21 protein-coding genes are annotated in these 24,446 nt (G+C 48.1%); 11 read left to right on the plus strand and 10 right to left on the minus strand.

Annotated features, from left to right (window positions below; all coding sequences use genetic code 11):
* Positions 1-164: 164 nt before the first annotated feature.
* Both J0A65_RS06320 and J0A65_RS06325 read left to right on the plus strand, forming a co-directional pair.
* A complete protein-coding gene (locus J0A65_RS06320) occupies positions 165-1,325 on the plus strand; it encodes a tetratricopeptide repeat protein (protein ID WP_206593295.1) in 1,161 nt (386 codons plus the stop codon).
* A complete protein-coding gene (locus J0A65_RS06325; protein ID WP_206593296.1) occupies positions 1,325-2,251 on the plus strand; it encodes a M28 family peptidase in 927 nt (308 codons plus the stop codon). Before J0A65_RS06320 ends, J0A65_RS06325 begins: the two co-directional genes overlap by 1 nt.
* On the opposite strand, the gene J0A65_RS06330 is transcribed toward J0A65_RS06325, so the two are convergent.
* Entirely contained in the window at positions 2,220-3,128 is a 909-nt protein-coding gene (locus J0A65_RS06330) for a phospholipase A (protein ID WP_332874303.1), read from the minus strand. The two genes, J0A65_RS06325 and J0A65_RS06330, sit on opposite strands and share 32 nt — an antisense overlap.
* 247 nt (positions 3,129-3,375) lie before the next feature.
* Between J0A65_RS06330 and glnK the strand changes: the two genes are divergently transcribed.
* From glnK to J0A65_RS06345, 3 genes are all read left to right on the plus strand, one after another.
* The gene (gene glnK, locus J0A65_RS06335) at positions 3,376-3,714 is read left to right on the plus strand and encodes a P-II family nitrogen regulator (RefSeq protein ID WP_206593298.1); all 339 of its coding nucleotides are present in this window, start codon (positions 3,376-3,378) and stop codon (positions 3,712-3,714) included.
* 21 nt (positions 3,715-3,735) lie between these two features.
* The gene (locus tag J0A65_RS06340; protein ID WP_206593299.1) at positions 3,736-5,004 is read left to right on the plus strand and encodes an ammonium transporter; all 1,269 of its coding nucleotides are present in this window, start codon (positions 3,736-3,738) and stop codon (positions 5,002-5,004) included.
* 318 nt (positions 5,005-5,322) lie between these two features.
* Entirely contained in the window at positions 5,323-6,246 is a 924-nt protein-coding gene (locus J0A65_RS06345) for a Dyp-type peroxidase (RefSeq protein WP_206593300.1), read from the plus strand.
* 60 nt (positions 6,247-6,306) lie between these two features.
* Here J0A65_RS06345 and J0A65_RS06350 read toward each other — a convergent pair whose 3' ends face one another.
* The 6 genes from J0A65_RS06350 to J0A65_RS06375 form a co-directional block, all read right to left on the minus strand.
* On the minus strand, positions 6,307-7,935 hold the full coding sequence (locus J0A65_RS06350; RefSeq protein ID WP_206593301.1) for an alkaline phosphatase family protein: 1,629 nt from the start codon (positions 7,933-7,935) through the stop codon (positions 6,307-6,309).
* A 47-nt stretch (positions 7,936-7,982) separates the two neighbouring features.
* Entirely contained in the window at positions 7,983-8,822 is an 840-nt protein-coding gene (locus J0A65_RS06355) for an isopenicillin N synthase family oxygenase (protein ID WP_206593302.1), read from the minus strand.
* A gap of 43 nt (positions 8,823-8,865) precedes the next feature.
* Positions 8,866-10,074: a NupC/NupG family nucleoside CNT transporter gene (locus J0A65_RS06360; protein WP_206593303.1), complete on the minus strand. Its 1,209-nt coding sequence runs from the start codon at positions 10,072-10,074 to the stop codon at positions 8,866-8,868.
* A gap of 24 nt (positions 10,075-10,098) precedes the next feature.
* Positions 10,099-10,722, minus strand: coding sequence for a uridine kinase (udk, locus tag J0A65_RS06365; protein ID WP_206593304.1), 624 nt, complete (start codon positions 10,720-10,722; stop codon positions 10,099-10,101).
* A 136-nt stretch (positions 10,723-10,858) separates the two neighbouring features.
* Positions 10,859-11,815, minus strand: coding sequence for a hypothetical protein (locus J0A65_RS06370; RefSeq protein WP_206593305.1), 957 nt, complete (start codon positions 11,813-11,815; stop codon positions 10,859-10,861).
* The gene (locus J0A65_RS06375; RefSeq protein ID WP_206593306.1) at positions 11,812-12,681 is read right to left on the minus strand and encodes a substrate-binding domain-containing protein; all 870 of its coding nucleotides are present in this window, start codon (positions 12,679-12,681) and stop codon (positions 11,812-11,814) included. The genes J0A65_RS06370 and J0A65_RS06375 overlap by 4 nt, the downstream gene beginning before the upstream one ends.
* Before the next feature lie 317 nt (positions 12,682-12,998).
* On the opposite strand from J0A65_RS06375, the gene J0A65_RS06380 reads away from it, so the two are divergent.
* Together J0A65_RS06380 and J0A65_RS06385 are read left to right on the plus strand one after the other, a co-directional pair.
* The gene (locus J0A65_RS06380) at positions 12,999-16,193 is read left to right on the plus strand and encodes a TonB-dependent receptor (protein ID WP_206593307.1); all 3,195 of its coding nucleotides are present in this window, start codon (positions 12,999-13,001) and stop codon (positions 16,191-16,193) included.
* A 111-nt stretch (positions 16,194-16,304) separates the two neighbouring features.
* Entirely contained in the window at positions 16,305-17,471 is a 1,167-nt protein-coding gene (locus J0A65_RS06385) for an endonuclease/exonuclease/phosphatase family protein (protein ID WP_206593308.1), read from the plus strand.
* A gap of 77 nt (positions 17,472-17,548) precedes the next feature.
* Here the strand turns inward: J0A65_RS06385 and argR are convergent, their stop codons facing one another.
* Positions 17,549-18,010 (minus strand): transcriptional regulator ArgR, encoded by a 462-nt coding sequence (gene argR / locus J0A65_RS06390; RefSeq protein WP_206593309.1) that lies wholly within the window; start codon positions 18,008-18,010, stop codon positions 17,549-17,551.
* 510 nt (positions 18,011-18,520) lie between these two features.
* Between argR and mdh the strand changes: the two genes are divergently transcribed.
* Positions 18,521-19,459: a malate dehydrogenase gene (gene mdh, locus J0A65_RS06395; protein ID WP_206593310.1), complete on the plus strand. Its 939-nt coding sequence runs from the start codon at positions 18,521-18,523 to the stop codon at positions 19,457-19,459.
* 288 nt (positions 19,460-19,747) lie between these two features.
* On the opposite strand, the gene J0A65_RS06400 is transcribed toward mdh, so the two are convergent.
* Both J0A65_RS06400 and ispB read right to left on the minus strand, forming a co-directional pair.
* On the minus strand, positions 19,748-21,202 hold the full coding sequence (locus J0A65_RS06400; RefSeq protein ID WP_206593311.1) for an amidohydrolase family protein: 1,455 nt from the start codon (positions 21,200-21,202) through the stop codon (positions 19,748-19,750).
* 122 nt (positions 21,203-21,324) lie between these two features.
* Positions 21,325-22,296, minus strand: coding sequence for an octaprenyl diphosphate synthase (gene ispB / locus J0A65_RS06405; protein WP_206593312.1), 972 nt, complete (start codon positions 22,294-22,296; stop codon positions 21,325-21,327).
* 220 nt (positions 22,297-22,516) lie between these two features.
* Between ispB and rplU the strand changes: the two genes are divergently transcribed.
* The 3 genes from rplU to cgtA all read left to right on the plus strand — a co-directional run bounded on the left by rplU (position 22,517) and on the right by cgtA (position 24,444).
* Positions 22,517-22,828 carry a 50S ribosomal protein L21 gene (rplU, locus tag J0A65_RS06410; protein ID WP_206593313.1) on the plus strand — a complete coding sequence of 104 codons (312 nt, stop codon included), beginning with the start codon at positions 22,517-22,519 and terminating at the stop codon, positions 22,826-22,828.
* Positions 22,829-22,843: 15 nt separating this feature from the next.
* Positions 22,844-23,101 (plus strand): 50S ribosomal protein L27, encoded by a 258-nt coding sequence (gene rpmA / locus J0A65_RS06415; protein WP_188689319.1) that lies wholly within the window; start codon positions 22,844-22,846, stop codon positions 23,099-23,101.
* Between the two features lie 176 nt (positions 23,102-23,277).
* Positions 23,278-24,444 carry an Obg family GTPase CgtA gene (cgtA, locus tag J0A65_RS06420; RefSeq protein WP_206593314.1) on the plus strand — a complete coding sequence of 389 codons (1,167 nt, stop codon included), beginning with the start codon at positions 23,278-23,280 and terminating at the stop codon, positions 24,442-24,444.
* Positions 24,445-24,446: the final 2 nt, after the last annotated feature.

The raw sequence follows: 24,446 nt of genomic DNA on the forward strand, positions 1-24,446 counted from the left end.
GATTAAACGAATGCTAAAAGACTCTTAAGCCACTGTTATTTCGTATTGAACAACCGAGAATTAATGGGCTGAAACGGTAGCTTACAGTTTCACGGAACAAAAGATGTTGAGAGGAGGTTAATCGCCAACTAAGGTAAAACAAGCGCTATGTGTGGAGTGGTCTGATGAAGTTATTTCGTCTAATTTTAGTCTTCCTGTTCAGTGCAGGCATGATGGCTTGTACCAATACCCCAAAATCTACTGCTGTCTACTCACCGCAGTCTTTATTGATGGATGAAAACTTTGCTGGCTTTGAAAAGTTCAAGGTTGAGAGTGAGCATGAGGTATTCGCGCTAGATGATGAGATGATGCATTTTGCCGAGAAGGTCAGTGCCGGGGCCGCAGAACCTAAGGTTGCCGCCAGACAATTAGTTCGCGCAGTGTTTGGAAGAGCAGATTTGAATCTGCTTTATGCCAATGACGCCAATACCATTGCCAGAGATACCTTCCACAATCGTGCAGCTAACTGCCTGTCGATGTCTATTATGACTTTTGCACTGGCTGAGCAGGCTGGGATGCAAATTGAGTTTCAGGAAGTTGATGTGCCCGAGTTTTGGACTCGACGGGATGGCTACAGCATGCTCAATGGCCATGTCAATCTGCGTATTTCCCCAAAATTGTCGCCTAATTCCATTTATTTCAATCCGCAAACGGTTGAAGTGGATTTTGATCCGCAGGTGGCAAGCGCCAAGCTTCCGACCAGAACAGTGACCAAACAAAGAGTACTGGCCATGTTTTATAACAACAAAGCGGCTGATGCATTGGTGAACAATGATGCTAAACGCGCTTATGCCTACTCTCGTGCTTCTGTGCTGCAAGATCCTTCGTTGGCCGAGGCATGGGTTAATTTGGGGGTACTGTATCGTCAGAACGGATTGCTCGATGAAGCAGAACGGAGTTATCAACGGGCTATACAACTGGAAGGAAGCCGCAGTGCCAAGGAGAATTTGGCGGTGATTTATAACCTGACCGGTAGAGAGAAACAGGCCGCTCTGATTATGCAGGAGTTGGAGCAACAACGCACTAATAACCCTTACTATCATTTTTTGCTGGGTGAACAGGAGTATGAGCTGGCCCATTGGCGTGCAGCCATTGGCCACTATCGTCGGGCCATAGAGCTTAATCGTCAGCAGCATGAGTTTTATTTTGGTTTAGCTAAAGCCTATTACGAAATGGGAGATTTGGCCCTGACAGAACGTTATCTCAAGCTGGCTAAACGGCGCTCCGTTAATGATCATGACGAGCATCGTTACCAAAGTAAGCTGAATTTGCTAACGAAACTTTGATGCGCTGGTCCGGCTTTACCTTACTGTTGTTTGGACTGGTTTTACCTACTTTTGCTGATGAACTGCTATGGCGTCATTTGCAGGTGTTAAGCAGTGATGAGATGGAAGGGCGACGAACTGGCAGCCATGGCGCAGAGCTGGCGCGCTCTTACATTAAACAGGTATTTACCGACCTCGGATTACGTACTTTTCATAACAGCTATGAGATGCCGTTCACACATCATTTTGTGATAGGCCAGTTATCTGGTGTCAACCTGGTCGGTTGGTTGCCAGGCAAAGGCTATTCCGAATGTTTTATTGTGGTCAGTGCTCACTATGATCATCTAGGTAAACAAGGCCATCGTATTTTCAATGGGGCGGATGACAATGCCTCCGGAGTCTCGGTATTGCTCTATCTGGCTGCGGCACTGAAGACTCATCCTGCTGAACATTCTGTTATATTTCTTGCCACAGATGCAGAAGAGAGAGGTTTGTACGGTGCCCGTGCTTTTGTTGATGCCCCACCGGTAACGCTTTCGTCAATGGTGGTTAACCTGAATCTGGATATGCTGGGTTATGGCGGCAGTGGTAATAAGCTGTGGGTAGGAGGAAGCAAAAAACATCCTCAGCTGCTCCCTGCCGTGAATGCGAGTATAGGGTTAGCGCCGCTAAGGCTGAAAACCGGAGTGGAAGGCATTGCCAGGGGCTATCGCAGCAGGGCTTGGATTAACTACGATCGAGCTAGTGATCACGCAGTTTTCGGTCAGGCTGGTATTCCCTATTTGTATCTGGGGGTGGGGGAACATCGTTTTTATCATACCGAAGAAGACGAGATTGAACGTATCGATAGGGACTATTTTAGCAAGGCGGCCGAAACCGCCTTGATTGTGCTTAGACAGCTTGACCAGCTACTTGTTAAAAGTACGCCAGTTGAATCCCTAAACTGATGCGTTGCTGGTGGCGATTGTAGTCAATAAGTGAGTCCCCATAACCATTAAAGTATTGCAACAGGACTTCGTACCTATTGTTCAGCGGATAGGTCAGGTTCAGTTCTATGCTGCCTTTGTTGTCGCTGGTTTTTAGGTTATTGCGGATCATTGTCATCAACTTGAAGTTGCCCATTTGGGTGCCATAACCTACCTCCATATGACCCAGGAAATGGGTGATATCGGGATTATCATCTCCTCTTGGATCCAGCGGGTCGTCTTTTTCATCCTCTTTTATCCTATACCAGGCCCGCAGGTAGTAAAACGAGTCTTCATCGGAAAATAACAGCGAGCCATAAATACGGTTCCAACTGCGTGAGCGCAGCTGATTCTGGCCATTTGACTGGTGTTCAATACCAACTTGGGCGAGATTAAAGCGGTAGCCCAGCAGTTTTAAATCAGTATCAAAGTTATAAAACACTTCTGGCTGATAATTGGTTTCCCTGAAAGGCTTAGAAATTTCACTGTTATATACTTGCCAATGCGATTTGGCAGTGAAACCAAAATAGACCCCTTCAAGGCTCTGCTGTTCATCAGGGCGATAGACCGGCATTTTTACACTGATTTGGAATTTAGCTTCCATATGATCGATATTGCCCTGGCTAAAGCCATCATCGCCCAGTTGATTGGGATTCTTTTGATAACTGACAGGTAACAAAAAGTTAGGCTTATGCTGGGTAATCGCGTATGGGTTGACCAAGGCTGCTTTGTCTGACACCAGTCGCTCTGTTACCAGTGTTTGCTGGTCTTCATCTGGGGCGGAGGGCTCTATCGACTCTGTCTGGCTAAATACCATAGTGTGAAAAAAACCAAGTATCAGTAAACAGCTACGCTTCACGACGATTTCCTTGTTTATAGACTGCGTGCTGCTCCAGTTTACCCCAACGGACTGGCGCGATGAACCTGATTCTCTCATGCACTCCGTTGGTGCATTTTTATACTCCAGCACCCTGATGGTGCAATTTCTCTTCACTTTACTCAGTCTTATTTTTGTAACCAATTGATTTCATGTGGATAAATCAGATGGCACGGCATTTGTTTAGCTAACTGAGTCGACACATAACAATTATCTCAGGAGCAACAAGATGAAATTAGTCAGTGCCATCATCAAGCCATTTAAGCTTGATGATGTTCGAGAAGCGATTTCAGAAATCGGCATTGATGGCCTGACCGTGACAGAAGTTAAAGGCTTCGGGCGGCAAAAAGGACATACCGAACTGTATCGTGGTGCAGAGTATCAGGTGGATTTTCTGCCTAAGGTCAAACTGGATATCGCTGTACAGGATGACCACGTTGACCGACTGGTGGAAGCCATTGTTGGTGCGGCGAAAACCGGCAAGATTGGTGACGGTAAGGTATTTGTCTTTGACCTTGAGCATGCCGTCAGGATCCGTACTGGTGAAACTGACAACGACGCCATTTAACCGAAGTAGGAGACGATAAACGTGGAACAATCATTTCACCTTCAGTATGCGCTAGACACTTTTTACTTCCTGGTCTGTGGTGCCTTGGTTATGTGGATGGCGGCCGGCTTTGCCATGTTGGAAGCGGGTTTGGTTCGTGCCAAAAACACCACTGAAATTTTAACCAAGAATGTCGCTTTGTATGCCATCGCCTGCATTATGTATTTGGTTTGCGGTTACGCCATCATGTACGACGGTGAGCTGTTTCTGGCCGGTATCGGCAGTGTGGATGTGACCTCAACCTTAGGTGAGTTTGCCGGACGTGAGGATGGCTTCGAAGGCGGCGCAATCTATGCAAAAGCCTCTGATTTCTTCTTCCAGGTGGTATTTGTCGCCACTGCCATGAGCATAGTCTCCGGTGCGGTCGCTGAACGCATGAAGCTGTGGGCTTTCTTGTTGTTTGCGGTGGCAATGACGGGCTTCATCTATCCATTGGAAGGTAGCTGGACCTGGGGTGGTCAGGCGGTGTTTGGTATGTACGTTCTGGGCGACATGGGCTTCTCAGACTTTGCTGGCTCGGGCATCGTTCACTTAGCCGGTGCTGCTGCTGCGCTTGCCGGTGTGCTGCTACTCGGTGCGCGTAAGGGCAAGTACACCAAGGACGGCAAAATTAATGCTATCCCCGGTTCAAACCTGCCATTGGCAACTCTGGGTACCTTTATCCTGTGGATGGGCTGGTTTGGTTTTAACGGTGGTTCGGTTTTGAAACTGGGCGATATTGCCAATGCCAACTCTGTGGCTATGGTGTTTCTGAATACCAATGCGGCGGCAGCAGCAGGCGCGGTGGCCGCATTGATTCTGGCTAAGGTATTGTTCAAAAAAGCAGATCTGACCATGGTGTTAAACGGTGCGCTGGCAGGATTGGTTGCCATTACGGCCGAGCCCTCCACACCAACTGCCTTACAGGCCAGCCTGTTTGGTGCAATTGGCGGTGTGTTGGTGGTGTTCTCCATTATTGCCCTGGATAAACTGAAAATCGATGACCCGGTAGGCGCCATCTCTGTGCATGGCACGGCAGGATTATTTGGATTGCTGATAGTTCCGCTGACCAACGATGGCTCGACTTTTGTCGGTCAGATTATGGGCGCTGCTACTATCTTCATCTGGGTATTTGGTGCCAGTCTGGTGGTATGGGGCGTACTCAAAGCACTGATGGGGATCCGTGTCAGTGAAGAAGATGAGTATCAAGGGCTGGATATGGTGGACTGCGGATTGGAAGCCTATCCGGATTTCACTGGCTCACGTAAGTAAGGGATTTGGGGTAGAGCCGGATAAAAACAACATTAAGCTCTGACCCTCACTGCGTTCTCTTAGGGGAACATTTGCCAGTCATGCTGGCTGACTTTTCCACTGTGTCCTTTGCCCCGGCGTTTGTCGGGGCTTTTTTTATGTGGATTCTGGCGTATATTATGTCGAATTATCTGAAAAGCAGTGCAATGACATTATTTTCAACAAGTTGCATTCATTTATCAGGCTGTTGATACATATCTGACAGTATGAGGTTGGCGGGAAAGAGAACAGCAGATTCTCAACCATCTGACCTTTATTCGGGGAATGAAGAGGAACCACATGTCGCAACCGCAAAAGGGTATCTGTGCAGAGCCCAACCTGCATGCGCTATATCTGCTATTTAACGTCACCGACGACGATACTGGTTTGATACGCCGCAAATTGGCTAAGATTCTCGATGTTTTCGAACATTATGATGAAGAACACTATGAAGCCATGGTGTCGGGAGTGGTTGCCGTGGGCAGCAGCTACTGGATGGATTTATATCCCGGCCTTAACCCCAAGGAACTCTCACCTTTTCCGAATCTGGCCTGCGAAGATCGCCAGGCGCCGGTGGTGCCCTGTGATTTGTTTATCCAGATTCGCGCAGATCGAGCGGATATCTGTCACGCCGTGGGCGTGGAAGTCTATGAGCTACTGAAAGATCAGGCCGAACTTGTCGAGCAAACCAAAGGATTCCGCTATCTGGATGGGCGTGACTTACTTGGCTTTGTCGAAGGCGGTAACAATCCAAAAGGTATGAAGAAACTGTCGGTGGCGATAGTAGGGGATGACGATCCTGACTTTGCCGGTGGCAGTTATGTGCACGTACAACGCTACCGTCACGACATGGACAGGTGGAACAGGGTCAATATTGCCGAACAGGAAGTGATCATCGGGCGTACCAAAGAGGATGATGTGGAATTTCCACTGGAAGATAGGGTGTTATACAGCCATAGCACCCGGACCAATCTGGTTGCTACGACCGGACGCCCTATAGAGATCTTGCGGCAAAGCATGCCATATGGCGATATGCAGAATCAGGGACTGTTTTTCGTCTCATGCTGCAAGAGCCCTAAGCCTTTTATGCAGATATTACACAGTCGAATAGTCGGTGACAGGCAAGGTAACTATGACCGCTTACTGGACTACAGTGTGCCTGAAACCGGTGCGGCATTTTTTGCACCCTCTGTTCAGTTCATTAAAAAAGAGGCTAGACGCTAAGCTAAGTTAATAGTGCAATGATGGAACATAAAAAAGGGCATTCAAAATGCCCTTTTTCAATTATTTAGCCAGTGACACCACTTCGTCCAGCGGCTGTCCGGTGGACTTATCCGGGTAGGTAATCTTCATCAGCGCAGATAAGGTGACTGCCACATCTTCAGGTGAAACCTGACGACTGATACTGCGAGGTTTGACTTTCCAGCCGGTGAAGAATACTGGTACATGGGTGTCATACTTATACGGTGAGCCGTGTGTGGCAGCTGAGTATCCTTCAAACATGCTGGAAGGTGACTGAACTAAGACCACGTCACCTGCCCTGGAGGGTACGTAAGCCCGCTGAACTTTACTGCCAATAGGATCAAAAGACAGATCTTCGGTCATCAGTTGCTTGCGGGTAAACACGCGGGCGATACCTGGCAAGGTAGCGGCATGTTTAGCCACAGCCAACTGCACAGCGTGGATATCCAGTTTATTTTGTTCAATCAATGCCAGGTCCAGATACAAAAATGGCATAGAGGTTCTGCTTACCAGCTTGCCTTCAATACCAAATTGTTCGGCTAACTCTTGGTTGATTGCCTCAAACTGCTTACCTGTGTTGCCTCTGAAACCCGCAAAGCCAATGCTTTTCTTGTACTCAGGAATGGCGTCCACGCCATGATCCGCAGACAGGGCAATCAGTACATTGTCCAGGCCAACCTGCTTATCCAGGAAGCTGAAGAAATCCGCCAAAGTACGGTCCAGATTCATCAGATTATCTTCTGCCTCCAGACTATTTGGGCCGAACATATGACCTATATAGTCATTGGTTGAGAAACTGACAGACAGGTAATCGGTAATATCATCCTTACCCATGTCCGCTTGTGTTACTAACTGCTTGGCAAACTCCGCGGTCAGCTTGTCGCCAAAAGGTGTGTAGGCGAGCATGCCATAGTAGGCTTTATCTGCAGTTTCAGGCATCTGGTGAGGAAAGCCCGAACGAAAACCCTTAGGGGGGATTTGGAAAGGACGGTTACTTGCATCGTTGTGGTAATTTGCTTCTTCCTGGGAAAGTGTCCAGGACGTACCTGCAAAACTGTCTTTCAGGCCTGACTCATTAAACTTAACCGCGTAGTCAGGCAGAGTGTCAAAGTAGTAACTACTGCTGACGACATTGCCGTTGTTCTTATCAAACCAAAACGCTTTGCCAAAGTGACCGCCTGTCAGCACTGCGCCCCTGTCTTTGGTTGATACAGCGTAGATTTTGGCTTTGCCATTGCTGGCCTGATATAGCTCATCGGAGAAAGTGGAAGCCATCAGGTTGGCTGGGGATGCGCTATACCCATCTGCCCCTAGTAATTGGGTGTTTTTATCGGCTACGCAATAGACTTTTTCGCCGCTGTATCGATCTATCCAGCCATTAGACAAAATACCATGCTCGGTAGGCAATGCACCGGTAGCCAGTGTGGCATGACCTACCGCTGTCATCGTGGTGGCATTGCGATAGTGAGCGTTGATATAGAGCGTGCCGTCATTCAAAAAGCGTTTGAAGCCTTTCTGGTTACGCTTGTCCAAAAAGTTACGCTGATATTTATGCAGCAGATCGCCACGTAACTGATCGACTGTGATCTGCACAATCAGTTTGGGGCTATCTGCAAATGCTGGTGCGCTAAAACAGGCGCAAAGCGCCAGTAAGCGTATTGCATTATTCATACTGTCCTCGTCATTGGTAACGCCGGCGTATCTACGCCGGTCAATTTTCAGATTACGCCTAACTCGCGCAAACGTTCGCTCAGGTAGCTGTCGGCAGTATGGCGCTCAGACAACACTACGTCTGGTCTGGGGTGCAAGAATAAGGGCAGGGAAATCCGCGATTTCGACTGATCTGCGCCTTGGGGGTTAATTACCCTGTGTGTGGTGGATGGAAAATATCCCCCTGAGGCTTCCTGTAACATGTCACCGATATTCACTATCAGGTTGCCGAAATCACAGGGTACATCCAGCCACGTATCTTCTTTACTTTTAACCTGCAGACCAGGTTCATTGGCTGCCGGGAGGATGGTCAATAAATTGATGTCCTCATGGGCCGCTGCGCGAATCGCATTTGGCTCTTCGCCACCTGTCAGCGGTGGATAATGCAATACACGAAGCAGTGTTTTATCGCTGTTTTCAATCATGCCTGAAAGCGGCTGAGAATAACGCGATGACACAGCGTCTGGAGAGTGCTTCTCCACCCAGGACAGCAGGGTAACAGCCAATTGGTTTGCTGCCAGATAGTAATCGGCCAATTGCTGACGCAGTGCGTCAGGACAACGACCCCAGGGATAATAGTGGAAGTATTCCTTGATGTCTTTGACCTGATGACCCTTAGCCGTCTCAGAAACCGAAGGTGGGAAATAACCGTCCTGGGTGTCTTTACTGAATAAAAACTGCTGCTTTTCTTCGGAATCAAAGAAGTGCTGCCAATTTTTATATATGGCATCCACCATGGATTGTTGAATGGGGTGATTCTTCAATACCCCAAAGCCGGTTTGATGCAGAGATTCTACAAACAGTTTGTCGGCATTTTCAGCCTGAAAATCAACGGCGACCAATTTCATCTTAATACCCGTTTAGCAATACAAAATAACTATAGAGCCTGTCCTAGAGGAACAGGAAGAAACCCGCAATGGCCGCACTCATCAGGTTCGCCAGAGTTGCAGCCATTACGGCACGCAAGCCAAGCTGAGCAATGTCATGACGACGGCATGGTGCCATGCCACCCAACCCACCCAAAAGTATGGCGATGGAGCTGAAATTGGCAAAACCACATAAGGCGAACGTCACAATAGCCTGGCTGTGCTCGGACAGTTGCTCTCTGTGATTGATGAAGTCGGCGTAAGCGTAGAATTCGTTGATAACCACTTTCTGACCGATAAAGCTGCCAGCCAACTGGGCCTCTTGCCAGGGAACCCCAATCACGAACGCCAGAGGCTGTAGCAAATAGCCCAGCATTACCTGCAGAGTGAGATCTCCGGCGCCGAAGAAGCTGCCTACCCAACCTATAAGGCCATTCAAAAGTGCAATCAGCGCGACAAAGGCCAACAACATTGCACCCACATTCAGAGCTAGCTGCAAACCACTGGCAGCACCCGCCGCGGCGGCATCAATAACATTGACGTTTTTTTCTTCGGGTTGACTGAGATCGGCCAGATCATTCTTAGGTGTTTCGGTTTCGGGCAGGATCAGCTTTGCCATCATCAAACCGCCGGGGGCAGCCATAAAACAGGCCGCGATCAGGTATTTCAGGTCCACACCCAGCCCGGCATAACCTGCCAGGATGGAGCCAGCGACAGAGGCCAAGCCACCCACCATTACAGCGAATAACTCGGAGCGGGTCATAGTGGGAATAAAGGGTTTTACTACTAATGGAGCTTCGGTTTGGCCAACAAAAATATTCGCCGTAGCCGACATGGCTTCTGGGCGACTGACTTTCAGTAGACGTTGGATACCACCGCCGATTAAGCGGATCACCCACCCCATAATGCCCAGGTAATAAAGCACCGCGATAAATGCTGAGAAGAACACGATGACGGGGAGCACATGCACAACGAAAATGAAGCCAAGCTTCATTTTGCCCAAATCGCCAAACAAAAACTCTATGCCCTGACTGGCGTAACCAATGATTTGCGATACGGTATTGGATACGGATAGCAATACATCTTTACCAAAGGGGACATACAAAACCAGTGCACCAAGGCCCAATTGCAGAGCAAATGCGCCTAACACTGTGCGCCAGTTAACGGCCTTTCGGTTGGTGGATACCAGATAACCCAGACCGAAGAGTAGCAGGATACCGAGCAGACTAATCATCAGTTAGCATTTCCTTTATTGTTGTTATTTAAGAACCTGCTGGATGTGAGATTTAAGAACATCCAATGCAATTCTGTTTTTGCCACCTTGGGTGACGACCACATCCGCAGTAAAACGACTGGGGGCGACGAACTTGTGGTACATGGGCTTCACCGTTGATTCGTATTGTTCACTGATGCATTGCAGGGAGCGTCCGCGCTCGTTGACATCTCTGTTAATACGGCGCAACAGGCAGATATCCAGCGGCGTGTCGATAAATACTTTAATGTCGAAGTAAGGGAACAGCTCCGGACTTGCCAGCAGCATAATGCCTTCAACGATAATTACAGAGGCCGGTGTAATGGTTTGTGTCTGTGGCAGGCGAGTATGGGTTTTAAAGCAATACTGAGGGTAGTCAATACTGTTCCCGGCTTTTAGTTCCGCCAGGTGTTTTTCCAATAACTCATGCTCAAAGGCGTGCGGATGGTCATAGTTAGTCTGCAGCCGTTCTTCCATGCTTAAGTGTGTCTGGTCACGATAATAGTGATCTTCACACAGCACGCGGATATCCATTCCTTCATCAAGTATTTCTGCTATCAGGGTTTGGGTGAACAGAGATTTCCCAGAGCCTGAGCCACCGGAAATGGCGATAATTCGCGTATTTGACATGTTTAGGGATTTTGAGCAACGACAGGTGTGGCAAAGAGTACCAGCGATGGCGGAAAAAGCTAGAGACTGCTCAATTAATGGACAGAATTATCTTTACGTAAAAGAATATTGAGGTTTTGGCAGACAAAATGTCGCTTTACTTGCCGATAATTTCCAAATCTTCTGTCCTTAGTTGTTCCAGCGCATAGTTGTGTAATTTTGACCGTGAGCCCTCACCCTGCGCTTTTGGGGGATAAAAAGGGGCCTTTACTTCAGGGCAATCACGAAACACATCATCAAGTGCAGCGCGAATTTCGCTGAGCATTTTATCCAGGTTGGTACTGAAATCCGGACGCTTGCGAATGGTATGCCCCAATTCAATTAAGCGATAGAAATAACGATTGGCAAGGTCCAACAACTCGTCAGGAATGTTCTTGTTATGGTTCAGTGCGGCGTTTTCATGTTGCAGGCAATACTCCAGCAGGGCGACATAAAAACAGAAAGGTTTGTTGGACAATTGCACCTGCCTGTCATCCAGACTGTTGCATAAGGTGCGCTCCCGCAGATTGACAACCAGTTTGGGAACGGCTGGCAACGCTTCAGGTTCCCTATCTGTGTTGTCCTGCTGGCCGTTTTGTTCATGTGGACGGGTCACTAAAAGTGTAAACAACAACGCTGCCAACAGAGGATAAGCGGATAAACCATCCAGCAGGGTAAAGGTCTTAAATCCCAACTTAAGTGACAGTGTTTGGCCTGGCACATGTAATTCTCTGGCTTGTTCCTGGCTGGCAAAATCGCCATCCGGTTCTGTTGCCGAAATACCCTGAAGCGCTAAGGCTCTTATTGCATAGCCATTTTCAGCTGCTTGTTGGTTAAGCTGATCCAGATAACGCCGTACAGACTGTTCGTCAGCGACACTGTTCATCACATCATTCGGTAATCTTAACCAGGGTAAATCCAGGGCTATGCGCTTTTCCAAGGCCAGCGACAAAGTTTGGGCCTGACGTTGATGGGCCTGATTTGCCGCCACAAAATAGATAATCTGGAGGATGATTAAACTGATCAAAAACAGCAGCAGGCTGTTGGCCAAACGCACATCGGCTTGTTTACTCATGGACTCACCTGGCAATCTGGCTCTGGTGTTAAGCGACTAAAGTAACCAGAATTTTCGTCTTTAGCCATTTGAATCAGGGTACGTTGTACCGCACAAAACAAGTCTATGTTGTTGGTTTCCATCTTTAAATACCACTTACTGCCGCTGACTTGCTGCTCGATTGGGGTAATGTAGTTTCTGGACAAAATGGCTTCATCTCTGTCTTGTTGCCAATAGGACGAGATGATATCCACTTTTCCGGAAATCAGGAGATTTCGAAGCTCTGTATGAGAATTGGCATAGGTTATCTGCAGGCTGTCCAGGCTCAGATTCAGCTCTTTAAACATTCCGATGGGAATAATATGGCCTGAGCGACTGGTAGGGTAATCCAGTAATCCGATGCGTTTTCCTAGTAAATATGCTTTGTCAATCTGCGGTTTTTCCCGCATGGATATGAGGTAAGCGGAGTAGTCAGGATAAGCGGCAACCACGCGATAGCCATAGGTTGACTCGCCTCTGATGGCGGCCATCAGGTTTTCCTTCACTAGTGTCAGATCTGCAATACCTTTGCCGACATACTGTAATACCTGGTCTTCACTATGGTTCCATACGGCCCTGACCTGGCCAAACTGTTTAATTACAACAGGATCCTGACAAAGCGTCTGGGCCAGGTTTTTAGCCAGTGGCTCTGCATTGACAAAAACTATTAGCGTGGCACCTAGGTTACCGCCCTGGGTTGGGCATTCCGAGAACTGTTCAATAACAGGTGTAAACTCAACTTTGGCTGTATTTACATTTCCGTTCCCAATCAACCACATAAGTACAAGCAGCAATGTGGCGATAGTCGCCAGGCTGGTTTTTGACAGCTTAAAGCCCGATAGCATCATGTATTCAGAGAACTCCGATGAGTAATGCTATGCATTTCACCAGTTAATCTTACTTGTTTCAACGGGTAAAATTATTTAATCATCGTAACCTATTGTTTTATAATAAATATGAACAAGAAGTTATGAATCTTTATGAGGCCTTCCTATTTTCACCAGAGAAAGGACAATTTCATCTGAGAATTTGAAGCGTAGGGCGTTTTTTGTACGGACTGTGCTGCGGGAAATTTGACTTTTCTGCATTAAGGTCTACTACAACAAAGTTGTCATAATCGCCTCTTAAACTGTGAATTGCACACAACAAACCTTAGGAAAACACAATGTTCACGAAATCCAAGCTCAATCGCGTTGCGTTAGCTGTGGCTCTGTCAGTGGGAATGTCTGCCGGAGTTATGGCTCAGGAAACCTCATCCGGTATTACGGGAAAGGTCGTCGGACCCCAAGGTAACCCTGCCCCAGGCACTGTTATTAAAATTACCCATGTCCCTTCTGGTACGGTGAAGACGGCTGTTGTTAACGAGGCTGGTCAGTTTACCGCAAAAGGTTTACGTGTTGGCGGGCCTTACACCATTACTGTAGATTCTGACACCTTTCAGGATACTGCAATCAGTGATGTTTATCTGACGCTTGGTGAAGCGCTGCCCCTTAATGTGACCTTAGAACAAGAACAATCTGTGGAGCGCATCGCAGTGACGGGCGCAAAACTTAGCAGCATTGAGTTTGGCAATACCAGTCCAGGTTCAACGTTCAGTTTATCCGACTTGGAACAGGCGGCCTCTGCTGACCGTGATATTAAAGATTTGGTACGAATCGACCCGCGTATCAGTATTTCCGAGGACAATGGTTCGGAGTCAATTATCTGTGGCGGTAGCCACCCTCGCTTCAGCAGTCTGACCATTGATGGCGTCAGAATGAATGACAGCTTTGGCCTGAACTACAACGGCTATCCTACCGTGCGTATGCCTTTCTCTTTCGATGCGATTGACCAGGTTGCCGTTGAGATTGCGCCTTTTGACGTTCAGTACGGTGGATTTACCGGCTGTAATGTTAACGCCGTAACTAAGTCAGGTACTAACGAAATTCATGGCGGCGTTTTCTTCGATTTCACCAGTGATTCCCTTTCCGGGGATAAGATCGAAGATGAAAAAGTTGATCTGGGTGACTACACCATTAAACGTTACGGCTTTAATGTTGGCGCCCCGCTGATTGAAGATACCTTGTTCATTTTTGCTTCTTACGAAAAGTTAGAAGGTGCACAGATATTCAGTTACGAAGCGCTGCAAACCGGTGCGGTAACAATGGATGAAGTGAACCGTGCAATTCAAATCTCTAAAGATGTATATGGCTATGATGCAGGTGGCTTACCTGGTTCTGCGCCAGTAGAAGATGAAAAGTTCCTGGTGAAAATGGACTGGAATATCAATGACAGTCACCGGGCATCGTTGGTGTATAACTACAACGACGGCTATGAAATTGACCAGTCAGATGACAGCAGCCAGAACCTGACTTTGTCTAACCACTTCTACAAGAAAGGCGCAACCCTTGATGCAGTGGTAATGTCTGTATATTCCGATTGGACTGACAATTTCTCGACAGAAGTAAGAATTGGTCATACTAAGCTGGTTAATGAGCAGCGTTCTACCGATGCCGACAGCGGTTTTGGTGAGATCCAAATCAGCTCTCTGGAAAATGGGGGTACTATCTTCCTTGGTCCAGATGACTCACGTCAGTCGAATGAAATGGATTGGGAAAATACCACCTTAAAGATTGCCGGTACTTATTACTTGGATGAGCACACCATCACTGGTGGTTACGAGCAAGAAAACCTGGATATCTATAACCTGTTCATGCAGCACACCATTGGTGAATATCGCTTCGGTGGTGACAGAAACCGCAATACTAACGGTGGTGCCAGCGGTTTGGATGATTATGAGCTGGGCATAGCGGATGATGTTTACTACAACAACTCCGCCGTTACCAATAATCCCGCTGACGCTGCGGCATTCTTCTCATACTCCACACATGCTGCTTACATCCAGGACAAGTGGACGCTGGATGACCTGACGCTGATCTTTGGTCTGCGTTATGACTGGATTTCCAGCAGTGATAAGCCCAAGCACAACGCCTTGTTTGAGCAACGTTATGGTGTAACTAACCAAGCCACCTTTGATGGCAAAGACCTGCTGCAGCCTCGCTTTGGTTTCAACTGGGCCATTGACGACAACCTTGAAGTACGAGGTGGCATCGGTCTGTATTCTGGTGGTAACCCTAATGTTTGGTTGTCCAACAGCTACTCCAACGATGGTATAACCAATATCGATACCTATCGTCCTGACATCAATATTTTTGATGCCGAGAAGCTTGGTGCAGGGCGTCCGGTGTTTGACCCAATCAAAGCCATGTACGACCAGGTAACGGCTAATAATCCGCCGTTGGGTGAAGAGCCTTCTACCAATGCAGTAGATCCTGACTTTGATATGCCGTCAGAATGGAAGTACAACGTTGGTGTTACCTACGCGACAGAGGATGATTACATCTTCTCTGCTGATTTCCTATATACCAAGAAGCGTGACTCAGCAACTGTCGTCGATTTGAGTAGTTTTGATACAGGCCGCGACACCATAGATGGCCGCCCCATTTATGACAAATTGGTTTTAGGTCAGAATAATGGTCGTGATGTAACCCGTAACACGCGTTACAGTGACTTGCTGTTGACTAACGCCCCTGAGGACGGTAGTTCAACAACCATCTCGTTGGCGATGAAGAAAGAATACGATTTCGGTCTGGACGTGCAATTAGGTTATGCCTATAACAAGTCCGAAGACTATAACCCAATGACTAGCTCTGTGGCGTATTCTAACTACACAAACATCGCTGTTTCAGACCAGAACAACCCTGGTATTGCTACATCTAACTACGAGATTCCGCACAACTTTACCTTAAGTTTGCGTTATACCGCCGAATTCATCGATGGCTATAACACGACAATCTCGTTGTTTGGCAACAGAAAGGCGGGTCGTAACTTCTCTTATACCTTTGATAACTTCGAGGCGGGTTCTGACCTGGCAGATTATCGCTCACTTCTGTACATCCCAACTATGGACCAGTACGGAAATGATGTGACATTTGCCTCTGCGGAAGTACAAGCTGAATTTGATGCATTTATCGCACAGGAAGGTCTAGAGAAGTACCGTGGACAAATTGTTCCACGTAACGCTGGCGAATCTAGCTGGTATACCAGATTCGACTTGCGTTTCGACCAAGAGTTACCTGCTTTTACCGCTGATCATCGTGCAAATGCATTCCTGGTTATTAAAAACGTAGGTAATTTGCTGAACAGTGATTGGGGTATTCAGCGTCGCGGACCATTTAACGCTGCGTCTGTTGTTGATGCAGAGATGAACGATGATGGTTCTTACACTATCAACGGCGTAAACCCTGAACCAGCCAGCGAGTCAGTGTTCAACCCAGGTTCTCTGTGGGAAGTACGTATCGGTGTGAAATACAGCTTCTAAGAAGATGTAAAATCATCGCAAAATACAAAGCCGGCCTTGTGCCGGCTTTTTCAGTATCAATACATCAAGAGTATTGGAATGTAGGCTGACAATACCGATGGAAATAACCATATGATTAAACAGATAGCGTTACTTTTCGCCATGACAACAACTTCTTTGGTTTCGGCCGATATACGTGTAGCAACGTTCAACGTCAGTATGGAAGCTGACAACTATGTTGAGCGCGGTCAACCCGTCAGTGGTCAGGAGCTTTTCGAGCACCTAAAAGGCGGTCTGCATCCGCAGATTAAAAATACTGCTGAGATTATTCAGCGGGTCAGACCGGATATCATTCTTCTCAATGAATTTGATTATGATGCTGATCCGAAAAAAGGGGTTGAAGCCTTTATTCAACATTATCTGAGTAAATCTCAGGGTGGCGCTGAGCCTATTGATTATCCCTATTATTATCTGGCGCCAGTGAACACTGGGGTGGACTCTGGCGTGGATTTGGATGGTGATGGGGTTGCCTCTGGCACAAAAGGTGATGCCTTTGGCTTTGGCAAATATCCAGGACAATACGGCATGGTGCTGCTTAGTCGTTATCCTATCGACAATAACAATGTTCGCACTTTTCAGCGTTTCTTGTGGAAAGATATGCCGGGTAACTTGATGACCCAGGTAATGAAGGAAGATGGACAGGCTTGGTACTCAGAGGCCGCTCAGCAAGTGCTGAGGCTATCGTCTAAGTCTCACTGGGACATCCCTGTGCTGGTAAACGGAAAAACGGTTCATGTGCTTGCTAGCCACCCTACGCCGCCTGTGTTCGACGGCCCGGAAGACAGAAACGGTAAACGCAATCATGATGAAGTCAGGTTTTGGGTGGATTACCTGTCTGGAGGCAGCCAATCTGCTTATTTGTACGATGATCAAGGCCGCAAGGGAGGCTTTCGCGGTAATACCTTCGTGGTAGTGGGGGACCTTAATTCATCCATGGTGGAAGGTGACTCGCTACGCGATGCCATCGTTGGGTTAATTACCCACGACAAGGTTAACGCTGGTTTTGTGCCGCGCAGCGAGGGCGGTAAACAGCATAGCCCGGATAATCCACTAGGCGATACCCATACCGCAGGCTGGCGTATGCGAGCTGACTATGTACTGCCATCCGTTAATGGTTGGGATGTGACTGATGGTGGTGTGTTCTGGCCGGCTCCAGCCGATGAGCTATTCCGTCTGGTAAAAGATAGAAAAAGTTCATCCGACCATCGAATGGTTTGGTTAGCACTGCAATTTAAATAAAAATTTATAAAAAAGGCCGGTAGAAACCGGCCTTTTTGTCTGCAACCTAATCAGGCAATATACCTTTGTGGTGTCAGTTAGACATTTTCAAACAGCGCTTCCACCCGTTTTAGGGTTTCATCGATTCGGCTGACATCAGCTGGCGCAATGAAAATGGTGTCGTCACCGGCGATGGTACCCAATACACCATCAGCCTGGCTTAAAGAGTCCAGCAGTCTGGCAATTAACTGTGCTGCGCCAGGGCTGGTGCGAATAATCACCATCACATTGTTGTGTACGATGTCTAACACCAACTGCTTCAACGGACTTTTTGCTGTTGGCATACCCAGTTCAGGCGGTAAGCAGTAGACCATTTCTCCCAGCGCATTGCGGGTCCGCACTGCACCAAACTTGCTTAACATACGAGAGACTTTGGACTGACTAATATTGTCAAATCCCTGGTCTTTTAATGCGTCGACAATTTCACCTTGCGAGCCAAAGTTTTCCGTTTTCAGAATGTCTTTGAATGACTTGATTAGTTCGTCTTGTTTTCCTGCCATGGGCTCCGCTCTTCGATGCTCGGCTATCAAATTAGCCGTTACTTTACCTTCCAGTCCACATGAATCAATGTTTTTATACTTTGGTCTTATTCTAGTTGCTCGACAAGCGGGAGAATTATTGAGTTATTGGAAGATTAAAGATCCTCCATGCAATTCTTAGTGGCTTGAAATTCGAGTACGCAAAATGGCTAAGCTGCCGTTAAGCCTGTGTAAAACGTCCGGTGAGTTAGTTTGTTGCAGTTGGTGTTGCGTTATCAACTGCTTGGTTGGCGTCAGAGAAGGCTGTGGCATATGCTGTGTTATCAGGCATTGCTACCTATCAATCAGTGTCCGCAGTTCACTTGCTAAGCCTCCGGCCACAAAGTAGACTCTGCCCCCAATGTTTTCCGTCGTTCAGCCTGGGTGTCAGCTCTGACGGTGTCCGGGATTGCCGGTGGGCTGAATTAATCGATATTGTTCACTGACCTTGGCGTCAGTCGATGAAATAACTCACATTCACAGGAGATAAACATGAAAGTAGCCGTATTAGGTGCAGCCGGCGGTATCGGCCAGGCATTGTCACTGTTGCTCAAGACTCAGTTGCCAGCAGGCTCTGAATTATCCTTGTATGACGTTGCGCCAGTAGTCCCTGGTGTAGCTGTTGATTTGAGCCATATCCCCACCGATGTGAAAGTAAAAGGTTTTGGTAAGGACGATTTGAACACAGCACTAGAGGGTTGTGACATCGTGTTGATCCCGGCCGGTGTGCCACGTAAACCTGGTATGGACCGTTCTGACCTGTTCAATATCAACGCTGGCATCGTGCGTAATCTGGTTGATGCTATCGCCGACACATGTCCTAAAGCCTGTATTGGAATTATCACTAACCCGGTTAACACCACGGTAGCCATCGCTGCTGAAGCGCTGAAAGCCAAAGGCGTGTACGACAAGACCAAATTGTTTGGTGTCACTACCCTGGATGTGATTCGTGCGGAAACCTTCGTTGCTGAATTAAGAGGCTTGAACCCAGCTAATGTACACGTTCCTGTGATTGGCGGACACTCAGGTACCACTATTCTGCCTCTGCTGTCTCAGGTTGAAGGCGTAGAGTTTAGTGATGAAGAAGTGGCTAGCCTCACGCACCGTATTCAGAATGCAGGTACCGAAGTGGTAGAAGCTAAAGCGGGTGGCGGTAGTGCAACCTTGTCTATGGGCCAGGCAGCGGCACGTTTCTGCTTGTCTTTGGTTGCTGCGATGCGCGGTGAAAATGTGGTGGAGTACACCTATGTTGAAACTAACAGCGACGATGCGCGTTTCTTCGCTCACCCTGTTCGCTTAGGTCCCAACGGCGTGGAAGAGATCCTGTCTTACGGCAAGTTGAGTGCATTTGAACAGAAAGCCAAAGACGATATGTTGGGTGGCCTGCGTGGTGATATCCAGTTAGGCGAAGACTTTGTTAACAAAGCCTAATCGCTAGTGATTCTAAAAAACCGCCGAATGGCGGTTTTTTTATGTCCAAGGATGGACGGTATGCCGCGATTGCAGGGATGCCAAGGAGTGGTGATGTTTAGTCTGAATGGGTAGATAAACTGTAAGCTACTCGTGTTTAGCTTACCCGCTAAGCAGTCTGGTTAAAGCGCTTATATAGTGTTTCGTACGCTACGCTGCTCTGCGCCTTTATCTCCTTGATAGTTCAGCTTCCTCAACCCATGGATTCGTGGATTTCTTGCTCTTCCCCAAGTTTGGCGACAAGGTTTTCTATACACTTTGCCAACGCATCAAATTAAGAAATTCCCTGCGGTTCTTTGGACCATAGGTCTGAAAATGCGGGTTCGGGTGATTACGGTAATTTTCTTTGGCAGTCGCGAGTTTATCGCGGCGGGTTACCTTAGCGATTTCTTCAGCCGAGATCTGGTAAGGCTTACAAGCATTTAAACCCAGCACCTTAGTTTTCAATGCCTGCGTTAGGGCTGGGTAACCATATTGCTGCTGGAACAGCTCGCTGATTTGGAAGGCTCGAAAGGCCTGGATTTGATCCTGAGGTGAACCATACCAAATGGAATCGGTACCCCACAGCACGTTGTTTTCACCAACATAGCGAAGTAGTTTGCCAAGCAAATGCGCGGCTTGTTCAGGATGGCGCATAACAAAGCGCCAGGTGGAGCCAAGCTCGGCATACACATTGGAATTGGGGTCGACCTGGTTTTCTTGCAGGGAACGTATCAGGCTATCCACACCGGCTCTATGACTGCCGCTGACATAAGCGCGTTCTTCTACCGCCGGGTCAAACCCCGAATGGTAGATAATGAAGTTAACATCGGGATAGCGCTTTGCCACTATGCCAATGTCAGTGCACAGGCTGTGTTGGTAAGACTGAGAGCCAAAAGGGATACCTTTATGAATGCAGATATTTTTAATGCCCAATGCGCGAGCTTTTTCAATAAATGCAGTACCTACTTCATCGTGCAGGAAAAAACCGTTACCGTCCGGACCCCATTGGGTATAGGTTTTCCAGGCGCTTACCTGCCATTTTTCTGCTAACTCATCCATCCCTTGCAGGTCGCCATCCTGATTGGGGTTGACTCTGCCATGTAGCAGTAGTCGGTGGTGTCCTTCCAGCTCATCTACAATACGCCGGGTCGCATCGGCTTCTTCAATAGTTAACGGCTCGCTTTGACGCAAAGAAGGTACAAAAGACAACACCATCATGTCGGTGTCGCTATCCATAAATACGTCTTTGATGAATTGCTTGGGGCCCAGGCACTGTAAATAGCTTCGGTCTCCAGGCTGTGATGCCAGGGGGCAGTCTGCATTTGGCATGCTGGAAAAAGGCTGGCTGCCTTGTGGTAACTGATTTAACCAACGACCATTGGGGTCAACGAAATGTCCCTGAATATCAAAGATAAATTCGTTGCCACTAAGCACTGAGTCAGCAAGTTGTGCTTCATAAGCACTATCACTTTCCAGCGCATAGAAACCTCCCTGCAGGTTCTCCTTTGCATTCACTTCATTGGCGCAAAGCAACGTCAGGGCCGCGGCACTGCTTGATAGCATAAAATCCCGACGACTTAGACCTAGCTTGTTACTGTGAGCTTCAATGCGCTGGTCAGCCAGGTGATTAATCTGTGCCTCACGCTCACTCAATATTGGGGGACAAAACTCACCATTTGAGGTGCTGTCTAATTTAATCGGTAATGCTAAGGCGTGTTTCATCTTCGACATCCTGTTTGTTCAGATGCGGAAGTAAAACGTTAGCAGTGATGTTTAATTGTTGCCTGTTTTTTAACCTGGTTATGGTGCTTTTAATCGCGTCATTAAAGTCAACACGCCTAAGTCTATGCCAGTCGTTCAACAGACTGATTGGCGAGTGCGATTAAGGCCTGTTTGAACTCTGACTCCGGGATGCAAGAGATGGCCTGTATTGCCTGCTGAGCTGCCTGTCTTGCTTTGTCTTTGGTGTATGTCAGGGCACCGGTTTGCTGCATAGCTTGTTGTATTTCGGCTAAGTGGGGCAGGCCGTTGGCATTCTCAATTGCGCCTCGAATCAGCTCCGCCTGCTGTGGTGTGCCGTGCCACATAGCATAAAGCAAGGGCAGTGTAGGTTTGCCTTCTGCCAGATCGTCTCCGACATTTTTACCCATGGCCTCGCTGTCCGCACTGTAGTCCATTACATCGTCGATCAGCTGGAAGGCCGTGCCTAGGTATTTTCCATAGTCCTGCATCGCCTGCTCAATGGCTGCCGACTGGTCAGTTAGTACCGCGGCTAATTGCGTTGCGGCTTCAAACAAGCGTGCAGTTTTACTGTAAATAACCTGCATATAGCTGTGTTCTGTGGTGTCAGGATCATTGCAATTCATCAACTGCAAAACTTCACCTTCAGCTATAACGTTAGTGGCATCCGAGAGTATTTCCATCACCCGCATACGCTTGAGGCTGACCATCATTTGGAATGACCGGGTGTAAAGAAAATCACCCACCAGTACGCTGGCTTGGTTGCCAAACAGCTCATTGGCTGTTTCGCGACCTCTGCGCATGGTAGACTCGTCCACCACGTCATCGTGTAGCAAGGTGGCGGTATGAATGAATTCGATGATGGCAGCCAAGGTATGATGATCCTGGCTTTGAATACCCAGCGCACGCGCAGCCAGCACAGTAATCAGTGGGCGAATACGCTTGCCGCCGCTGTTTACAATGTAAAAACCCAACTGGTTGATCAGAGCCACATCTGAGCTTACCTGCTGCTGAATCAGTTGGTTGACCGCTTGCATGTCTTGTTCTGCAAGTGTGCGAATTTGCTGGTTGTTCATTTTCTCTAGGGTACGTCGACTGGAGACTGGCGGCATTTTTGCAGAAATTGCCCCCTGGTTCCAGTGAGTTCAGGTTATTGCTATACAATCAGAAATATAACCCACTAAGGGGGCTAAATTTCTGGGAATTTGCTCTTGCGATGCCTGCACACTTCACGTACAATTCGCGCCCTGTTTTAGAATTGTTGGCGTCCTGCGGGCGCAAAGAGCGGAGTTAAGTATGTACGCGGTTTTCCAAAGTGGTGGTAAACAACACCGTGTGGCTGAAGGCCAAACCGTTCGTCTCGAAAAGATTGAAGTTGCACCAGGTGAATCTGTTGAATTCGACAGTGTCCTGATGGTTAGCAACGGTGACGATGTTAAGATCGGCACGCCTTTCGTTGACGGTGGCAAAGTAACAGCAGAAGTGGTAACCCACGGTCGTGGCGAAAAGATTAAGATTGTTAAGTTCCGTCGCCGTAAGCATTCACGCAAGCAGATGGGCCACCGTCAGTGGTTCACTGAAGTGAAAATCACCAGCATCAGCGCCTAAGAGGAGTACTGAAAGATGGCACACAAGAAGGCGGGTGGTAGTACCCGTAACGGTCGTGATTCAGAAAGCAAACGCCTGGGTGTAAAGCGCTTTGGCGGTGAGTCAGTATTAGCTGGCAGCATTATCGTTCGTCAGCGTGGCACTAAATTCCACGCTGGTAACAATGTAGGTTTGGGCAAGGACCACACCTTGTTCGCTTTGTCTGACGGTAAAGTTCAGTTCGAAGTGAAAGGTCCTCAGAACCGCAAGTATGTGAGCATCGTTGCTGAGTAAGCACCTATTCTTATGTACTAAAAGCCCCGCCATGCGGGGCTTTTTTATATGGCAAAAAGGGGCGGTGTTGTGCATTTTCTGCACATAGACACCGGCCTTATGCACTTCAGGTGTCTTCTCATTCAGGATGGCACCTTTCTGCTAAAGTATTCATATGGTCCTCATGAGGTTTGATAATGAAATTCGTAGATGAAGCCGAGATTCGAGTTGAAGCCGGAGACGGTGGCAATGGCGTGGTCGGTTTCCGCCGGGAAAAATATATTCCTTTCGGTGGTCCGGATGGCGGTGACGGCGGCGACGGCGGCAGTGTCTATCTGGTCGCTGATGAAAACCTCAATACCCTGATTGACTACCGTTTTGAACGTATTCACCGCGCGGAGCGCGGCCAAAATGGTTCTGGTGGTAATTGTACCGGTCGTGGCGGTTCGGATCTGGAACTGCGTGTTCCGGTCGGCACCAGAGCGACAGATGTGGATACTGGCGAAGTGCTGGGGGATTTGACCCGCAATGGTAAACGCTTGATGGTGGCCAAAGGTGGCTTCCATGGTTTGGGCAACGCCAGGTTTAAAAGTAGCACCAACCGCGCGCCAAGGCAGCAAACCAATGGTACGCCTGGCGACATTCGCAACCTCAAGCTGGAGTTGATGCTGCTGGCTGATGTCGGCATGCTGGGCTTGCCGAATGCCGGTAAATCGACCTTTATCCGTGCTGTTTCAGCCGCTAAGCCTAAAGTGGCTGATTATCCTTTTACCACGCTAGTGCCTAACCTGGGGGTGGTACGGGTCGACAGCAATCGCAGCTTCGTGATTGCCGATATCCCGGGATTAATCGAAGGCGCTGCTGACGGTGCTGGACTGGGGATTCGCTTCCTTAAACACTTAGAGCGTTGCCGGGTGCTATTACATTTGGTGGATATCATGCCTATTGATGGCTCAGATCCTGCTCAGAATGCGCTGGCCATCATCGCCGAGCTTGAGAAGTACAGCCCTAAATTAGCGGCCAAGCCTCGCTGGCTGGTGTTGAATAAGACCGACTTGCTGTTGGAAGAAGAACTCGAAGAAATCAAGCAGCGTATCGTTGCTGATATGGAATGGGACGGCCCTGTATATTGCATATCTGCCATCAGTGCCTCGGGTACAGCACCTCTGACTCAGGAAGTGATGAACTATATTGAGACACTGCCTGCCGAGGACGAAAACGCGGGCGAAGCCGTCAGAGCCGAATTTAAGTGGGACACCCCAAGTAACCAACAGACTCATGATTTTGATGATGATGACTGGGATGACGACGACGATTGGGATGAAGATGACGAGGACAGTGCCGAAGTCATCTACAGAAGGTAAAG

The organism is Bowmanella yangjiangensis, assembly GCF_017255015.1.
GTDB lineage: Bacteria > Pseudomonadota > Gammaproteobacteria > Enterobacterales > Alteromonadaceae > Bowmanella > Bowmanella yangjiangensis.

Coding starts and splice junctions, on each gene's coding strand:
- J0A65_RS06320 (WP_206593295.1), top strand. CDS start 165: ATGAAGTTATTTCGTCTAATTTTAGTCTTCCTGTTCAGTGCAGGCATG.
- J0A65_RS06345 (WP_206593300.1), top strand. CDS start 5,323: ATGTCGCAACCGCAAAAGGGTATCTGTGCAGAGCCCAACCTGCATGCG.
- J0A65_RS06360 (WP_206593303.1), bottom strand. CDS start 10,074: ATGATTAGTCTGCTCGGTATCCTGCTACTCTTCGGTCTGGGTTATCTG.
- J0A65_RS06350 (WP_206593301.1), bottom strand. CDS start 7,935: ATGAATAATGCAATACGCTTACTGGCGCTTTGCGCCTGTTTTAGCGCA.
- J0A65_RS06385 (WP_206593308.1), top strand. CDS start 16,305: ATGATTAAACAGATAGCGTTACTTTTCGCCATGACAACAACTTCTTTG.
- udk (WP_206593304.1), bottom strand. CDS start 10,722: ATGTCAAATACGCGAATTATCGCCATTTCCGGTGGCTCAGGCTCTGGG.
- rplU (WP_206593313.1), top strand. CDS start 22,517: ATGTACGCGGTTTTCCAAAGTGGTGGTAAACAACACCGTGTGGCTGAA.
- J0A65_RS06370 (WP_206593305.1), bottom strand. CDS start 11,815: ATGAGTAAACAAGCCGATGTGCGTTTGGCCAACAGCCTGCTGCTGTTT.
- J0A65_RS06375 (WP_206593306.1), bottom strand. CDS start 12,681: ATGATGCTATCGGGCTTTAAGCTGTCAAAAACCAGCCTGGCGACTATC.
- J0A65_RS06355 (WP_206593302.1), bottom strand. CDS start 8,822: ATGAAATTGGTCGCCGTTGATTTTCAGGCTGAAAATGCCGACAAACTG.
- J0A65_RS06325 (WP_206593296.1), top strand. CDS start 1,325: ATGCGCTGGTCCGGCTTTACCTTACTGTTGTTTGGACTGGTTTTACCT.
- cgtA (WP_206593314.1), top strand. CDS start 23,278: ATGAAATTCGTAGATGAAGCCGAGATTCGAGTTGAAGCCGGAGACGGT.
- J0A65_RS06380 (WP_206593307.1), top strand. CDS start 12,999: ATGTTCACGAAATCCAAGCTCAATCGCGTTGCGTTAGCTGTGGCTCTG.
- mdh (WP_206593310.1), top strand. CDS start 18,521: ATGAAAGTAGCCGTATTAGGTGCAGCCGGCGGTATCGGCCAGGCATTG.
- argR (WP_206593309.1), bottom strand. CDS start 18,010: ATGGCAGGAAAACAAGACGAACTAATCAAGTCATTCAAAGACATTCTG.
- ispB (WP_206593312.1), bottom strand. CDS start 22,296: ATGAACAACCAGCAAATTCGCACACTTGCAGAACAAGACATGCAAGCG.
- J0A65_RS06400 (WP_206593311.1), bottom strand. CDS start 21,202: ATGAAACACGCCTTAGCATTACCGATTAAATTAGACAGCACCTCAAAT.
- glnK (WP_206593298.1), top strand. CDS start 3,376: ATGAAATTAGTCAGTGCCATCATCAAGCCATTTAAGCTTGATGATGTT.
- rpmA (WP_188689319.1), top strand. CDS start 22,844: ATGGCACACAAGAAGGCGGGTGGTAGTACCCGTAACGGTCGTGATTCA.